Source organism: Sandarakinorhabdus sp. (assembly GCF_031422795.1).
Lineage (GTDB): Bacteria > Pseudomonadota > Alphaproteobacteria > Sphingomonadales > Sphingomonadaceae > Sandarakinorhabdus.
This window is the reverse complement of the sequence record NZ_JANPML010000350.1, coordinates 1-5,004: the sequence shown is the minus strand read 5'-3', so window position 1 is coordinate 5,004 and position 5,004 is coordinate 1. Positions and strand designations below refer to the sequence as shown.

Sequence of the window (5,004 nt, the reverse complement as noted above, 5' to 3'; positions counted from 1 at the left end):
GCCACGCCGCGCGGGCCATCACTGAACCAGAAGGCCGGCACGCCCAGCCGATCGATGCCGCCGCCAGCGCGATAGGGCGATGCGCCCCAAACCTTGCCATCGGCCTTGTATTGCTTGAAGAATCCCTGCCCCGACATCATGACGATTTTTTCCGCCAGGGTCGCGGTGGCCAGCACATTTTCGACTCGTTCGGCAATCTCAGAGTCAGACAGGCCGGTTTCGGGCAGCAGGGGCAGATTGGTCATGCCCGGCAGGCTAAGCGCATCGCAGCTTGATTCCCACCTGCCTTTGTCGTGATGTGAGAGGCATGACGATACGGGAAGCAAGCGGGGGCTGCCATTGTGGCAAGGTGCATTTCACGGTGCGCTTTGCCGATCCGCCAGAACTGCTCGACTGCAATTGTTCGATCTGCGCCAAGACCGGATTTTTGCACCTGATCGTCGACAAGCCGGATTTCACGCTGGAACGCGGCGCCGATGCGCTCAGCGATTATCGCTGGGGCAGCGGCACGGCGCAGCATCTGTTTTGCAGCACATGCGGCATCAAGAGTTTCTATGTCCCGCGCTCGCACCCCGATGGGTTCAGCGTGAACTGGCGGGCGCTGGACGGGGTGGACGATGTGCAGCCGCTGATCCGCGCCTATGATGGCCGGCACTGGGAAAAGGCGCGCGCCGATCTTGGCTGACGAAACCGCGCCCGCTGCTGCTGCGTAGCTGGACAGGTCAGCAGCACCTTTCGGCCGGGTAGCTGATGTGTCTTTACCAAGGCACGGCGGCGCGCACCCAGTGTTTCGGGACTGGTCTTCCAGGGGGAGCCAGGCGCGCCGCCTCCCCTCTTGGTTCAGCGGCCCGGCTGGCCCCCGATTTGGCCCCCGATTTGGCCCCGGTGCAGCAGCATCGCATCGGCCAGCACCAGCGCTACCATCGCTTCCAGCACCGGCGCGGCGCGGATGCCCACACATGGATCATGGCGGCCCTTGGTAACGATTTCGGCGGCCTGGCCGTCTTTCGTGATGGTTTCGGCCGGCGTCAGGATCGAACTGGTGGGTTTGAGCGCCATGCGCACCACGATGGACTGGCCCGTGGAGATGCCACCGGCAATGCCGCCGGCATGGTTGGACAGGAACTGCGGACCATCGTCTCCGGGCCGCATCCGGTCGGCATTTTCTTCCCCGCGCAGGCGTCGGCGGCGAAACCGTCGCCGATTTCCACGGCTTTCACGGCGTTGATGCTCATCGCGGCGCTGGCAAGCTGCGCGTCGAGCTTGTGATAGAGCGGGCTGCCCCAGCCAGCGGGCACGCCAGTGGCGACGCATTCGACGATGGCGCCGAGCGAGGAGCCTGACTTGCGGGCTGCATCAAGGTTTTCAGCCCAGATGGCTGCCGTCTCCGCATCGGGGCACCAGAACGGATTGCGGTCGATCTCGGCCAGATCAAAACGGCTGCGATCAATGGCGACGCCGCCGATTTCAACGAGATAGGCGGTGATGTTCACGCCCGGTATGATCAGCCTCGCCACCGCACCGGCCGCCACGCGCGATGCAGTTTCGCGCGCCGAGGAGCGCCCACCGCCGCGCGGATCACGCAGGCCATATTTGGCGTCATAGGCATAATCGGCGTGGCCGGGCCGGTATTTGGCGGCGACGTCGCTATAATCCTTCGAACGCTGATCAACATTCTCGATCATCAGGCTGATCGGCGTGCCGGTGGTGACGCCTTCGTACACGCCCGACAGGATGCGGACTGCATCCGGCTCCTGCCGCTGGGTGGTGAACTTGTTCTGGCCGGGCCGGCGCTTGTCGAGGAAGGGCTGGATATCGGCTTCGGACAGCGCAAGGCCGGGAGGGCAGCCATCCACCACCGCGCCAATCGCCGGCCCGTGGCTTTCACCCCAGGTGGTAAAGCGCAGCAGGTGGCCGAAGCTGTTGAGGCTCATTTTTCAAGCCCGATATCGGGTGCGTCCTCGGCTTTCATGCCAATCACGTTGTAGCCGGCATCGACATGATGGGTTTCGCCGGTCACGCCGCTGGCCAGATCGGAAAGCAGATAGAGGCCGGCGCCGCCAACATCCTCGATGGTGACATTGCGGCGCAGCGGTGCGTTCAGCTCGTTCCATTTCAAGATGTAACGGAAATCGCCGATGCCGCTGGCGGCCAGCGTCTTGATCGGGCCGGCGGAAATGGCGTTGACGCGCACATTCTGCGGCCCAAGATCCATGGCGAGATATTTCACGCTGCATTCCAGCGCCGCCTTGGCCACGCCCATCACGTTGTAATGCGGGATGACCTTTTCGGCGCCGTAATACGACAAGGTCAGCATGGCGCCGCCGTTCGGCATCATCGTGGCGGCACGCTGCGCCACCGCCGTGAAGCTGTAGACCGAGACGTTCATGGTAGCCAAGAAATTGTCCAGCGACGTATCGACATAGCGGCCGCGCAGCTCGTTCTTGTCGGAAAAACCGATGGCGTGAACGATGAAATCAATGGTCGGCCATTCGACGGCCAATGCGGCAAAGCAGGCATCGATGCTTTCGGCCGATGACACATCGCATTCGAACAGGCGGGCAACGCCCAGCGTTTCGGCCAGCGGGCGCACCCGTTTTTCCATCATCGGGCCCTGATAGGAAAAGGCCAGTTCTGCGCCGTGTTCGGCCAATGACTTGGCAATGCCCCAAGCCAGGCTCTTGTCGTTGGCCAGGCCCATGATGAGGCCGCGTTTTCCAGCCATGATTCCCATGTATTTCTCCTTGCCCAGCGGCTTAACGGGCATTTGCGGCAATTTCCAGCCGGGCACGGCCAACGGCGGCATTGAACTGGGCGCCCAGCACCAGGCCAAGGCCGATAATGTAGAAATACAGCAGCGCGATGATGACCCCGGCAAGGCTACCATAAGTGAGCGCATAATTGCCGAACAGGGTGAGCGCCCGCGGCAGCGCCAGCGTGGTCGTTGTCCACGCCGCCGCGGTGACCAGCGCGCCCGGCCATGTGGGCGCAACGCGGAAAATGCGCGGGCACAGCTGCGAAAACAGCGCCCACAAGGCCAGAAACAGCAACCCGGCCGGCAACAGCCGCTGCACGCCCAGCGCCGGGAAAATCTCGGCGGCCTTCGGCATCAGGCGATAGACGAAGGTTTCCGCGCCCGTCACCACCACCTGGGCGGCAAAGGCGACAAGCAGGATCAGCACCAGCCCCAATACTTCGGCAAGGCCGATCAGCCGCCAGCGCCAGAACGGCATTTCCGATGGTGTGTCATAGGCTTGTTGCACGATGGTGCGCAGGGTTACCAGCACCCCCGACGTTGTCCACAGTGCCACGATCAAGCCGAAGGTGACGACGCCGCTGCTGGCCGGCGCGGCCAGTATGTCGTTGACGGCCGGCGCAATGATGTCCTCCACCCCCTGCGGCAGCGCGTCGAGGAAGCTGCGCACCGCCGCCAACCCGTCGTGGGTGCGGCCCAGCTGGCCCGCAATGGCAGCAAGCAGGATGACGAACGGGAACAGCGTGACCAGGCTGAGATAGGCCAGATTGCCGGCATGGGTGAAGCCATGCGTGAACGTGCCATTGGCCGTATCGAACAGGATGCGGCGCAGCGGCAATCGGCGCGTGACAGCGGCTTCAGCCATCCCGCCTTTAACCATCCAGCGTGGCGCGGATATTGCGCGGATCGAGGAAGTTTTCGGCAAAAGCCTTCAGCGCTTCATCATCTGCTGGAATATCGATCTGCACCGTCACCACCTGATCGCCGCGCGTGCCATCCAGCTTGCGGAAACCCCTGCCCTTCAGCCGGAACATCCGGCCCGACGTGGTGCCCGGCGGGATGGAAAGCGAGACCATGCCTTCGGCGGTGGGCATGCGGATCTTGGCACCCAGAACGGCTTCGTCCAGCTTGATCGGCAATGTCAGGCGCACATCATCGCCTTCACGGGTGAGCGCGCGGTGCGGCGCGATTTCGATGGTGACGATGGCATCACCATTGCCGCCAGGGCCGGGCTCACCCTTGCCGGCCAGCCGCATCTGCTTGCCCGATTCAAGGCCCGCCGGCAGCTTGATCTCGATGGCCTGGCCTGATCGCAAGGTGACGCGCTGCGGGTTCAATTGCACGGCATCGGTGAACGGCACGGTCAGGCGATAGGCAACGTCGGGCCCGCGCACCTGGGTGCGAAACCCGCGGCCTCCACCACTGCTGCCGCCAAACGGGCTGCGGCCGCCGAAAATTTCGGCAAACAGATCATCAGCGGCGCCGGCAAAATCGGCACCACCGCCGCCAGCACGGCCACTGCTGCCGAAATCGCGCGGGTTGAAACCGCCACCGCCAGCAAAGGGATTGGCGGGCTGGCCATCAGGGCCAATTTCGCCCCGATCGAACTGGCCGCGCTTGGCCGTGTCGGACAGGAGCTCATAGGCCAGATTGGCTTCCTTGAAGCGTTCCAGCGCCTTGGCATCATCGGCGTTGCGATCGGGGTGATTGTCCTTGGCGAGCTTGCGGAACGCCTTTTTGATATCGGTTTCCGTGGCCGTACGCGGCACGCCCAGAACGCTGTAGGGATCTCGCATGGTCATTCCGTGGTTTGAACCCGTTGCAAATGTGCAACCAAGTGGCGCTTTGCAAGACCATAGCGACAGCATGCCGGGCTGGCCAGCACCACAACCCTGCGTCATTGACGGCAGGATGATGCTCCGCCTGATTCGCCTTCTGGTTCCCTTCGCGCTTCTGCCAAGCATGTTCTGGGCCCAGCCGGCGCTGGCCTGGGGCGAATATGCCCACCGTATGACCGGCAGCATCGCCTGGAACCAGTTCACCCCGGCCGCCCGCGCCGAAGTGCGAAGGCTGCTACGGGCTGAACCCGGCCTGCAGACGCCAGAGTGCCGCATTACCAGCACCGAAGACGCCAGCGTGTGGCCCGATTGCGTGCGCGGCCAATATCGCGACCGTTTCGCCTTTTCCGCGCCCTGGCATTATCAGAACATCAGCGTGTGCGAGCCGTTTGACGTGGCTGCCAAATGCGG

General features: G+C 63.5%; 6 protein-coding genes and 1 pseudogene. 2 read left to right on the top strand and 5 right to left on the bottom strand.

Features of this window, described 5'->3' with window-relative positions:
* Positions 1-245, bottom strand: a 245-nt coding sequence (locus RMO81_RS12300) for a hypothetical protein (RefSeq protein WP_310476180.1), incomplete at its 3' end; no start/stop codon positions are given.
* 104 nt (positions 246-349) lie between these two features.
* Between RMO81_RS12300 and RMO81_RS12295 the strand changes: the two genes are divergently transcribed.
* Positions 350-685, top strand: a complete 336-nt coding sequence (locus tag RMO81_RS12295) for a GFA family protein (RefSeq protein ID WP_310476179.1) — start codon at positions 350-352, stop codon at positions 683-685.
* A gap of 155 nt (positions 686-840) precedes the next feature.
* Here RMO81_RS12295 and aroC read toward each other — a convergent pair.
* From aroC to RMO81_RS12275, 4 genes and pseudogenes are all read right to left on the bottom strand, one after another.
* Positions 841-1,934: pseudogene (gene aroC, locus RMO81_RS12290) on the bottom strand (chorismate synthase).
* A complete protein-coding gene (fabI, locus tag RMO81_RS12285) occupies positions 1,931-2,725 on the bottom strand; it encodes an enoyl-ACP reductase FabI (protein ID WP_310476182.1) in 795 nt (264 codons plus the stop codon). Before fabI ends, aroC begins: the two are co-directional and overlap by 4 nt.
* Positions 2,726-2,756: 31 nt before the next feature.
* Positions 2,757-3,620: a YhjD/YihY/BrkB family envelope integrity protein gene (locus tag RMO81_RS12280; RefSeq protein ID WP_310476178.1), complete on the bottom strand. Its 864-nt coding sequence runs from the start codon at positions 3,618-3,620 to the stop codon at positions 2,757-2,759.
* 7 nt (positions 3,621-3,627) lie between these two features.
* The gene (locus RMO81_RS12275) at positions 3,628-4,551 is read right to left on the bottom strand and encodes a DnaJ C-terminal domain-containing protein (RefSeq protein ID WP_310476181.1); all 924 of its coding nucleotides are present in this window, start codon (positions 4,549-4,551) and stop codon (positions 3,628-3,630) included.
* A gap of 166 nt (positions 4,552-4,717) precedes the next feature.
* On the opposite strand from RMO81_RS12275, the gene RMO81_RS12270 reads away from it, so the two are divergent.
* On the top strand, positions 4,718-5,004 hold a 287-nt coding region (locus RMO81_RS12270), incomplete at its 3' end, for a S1/P1 nuclease (RefSeq protein WP_310476177.1).